This window comes from Roseateles sp. FW305-36, from assembly GCF_058787015.1.
The window spans coordinates 1-539 of the sequence record NZ_JBYSZK010000066.1 but is presented as its reverse complement, the minus strand read 5'-3'; the positions used below and the strand labels follow the sequence as shown (position 1 = coordinate 539).

Annotated in this window: 1 protein-coding gene; it reads left to right on the top strand. The window is 61.6% G+C overall.

Going from position 1 to position 539, the window contains the following annotated elements; all coding sequences use genetic code 11:
• Window positions 1–539: AMP-binding protein (locus AC3WOE_RS30585; protein ID WP_492696336.1), on the top strand; the 539-nt coding region annotated here is incomplete at both ends.

The following is a 539-nucleotide window of genomic DNA, read 5'->3' as shown; positions in this document are numbered from 1 at the left end:
CGGCTGCTGGAGCGGCTGGTGCAGGCTCAGGCTGAGCTTGTTGTCGTGCGGTTGGACGCCGATGCACAAGTCTGGACTGGCTCAGAAGCTGAGCGGTGCAACCCTGACGCGCGTGAACTGGGGCTGAGCGCGATGCACCTGGCGTACGTGATCTACACATCCGGCTCGACGGGAACGCCCAAGGGGGTGCTCAATCATCACCAGGGCCTGAGCAATCTGCATTGGGCCCAGCACGAACTGTTTCAGACGAGCCCAGGTCACAAGATTCTTCAGTTTGCCTCGCCAGGGTTCGATGCCAGCATTTCCGAGTTTTCCATGGCCTTGGTCCATGGCGCCAGTCTGGTGCTGGCGCCCAGCGCCAAACTCAAATCTCCGGAGGGCGTGCTGAGTGTGCTGCGGCAGCACTCAATCAGCCATGCCACGCTGCCTTCGGCGTTGGTGGCGCTCTTGCCTGATGACTGCGACTTGCCATTGAGTCACCTCATCATGGCCGGTGAAGCCTGCCCACCGCATCTAGCGGCACGTTGGGCCCATCGGAT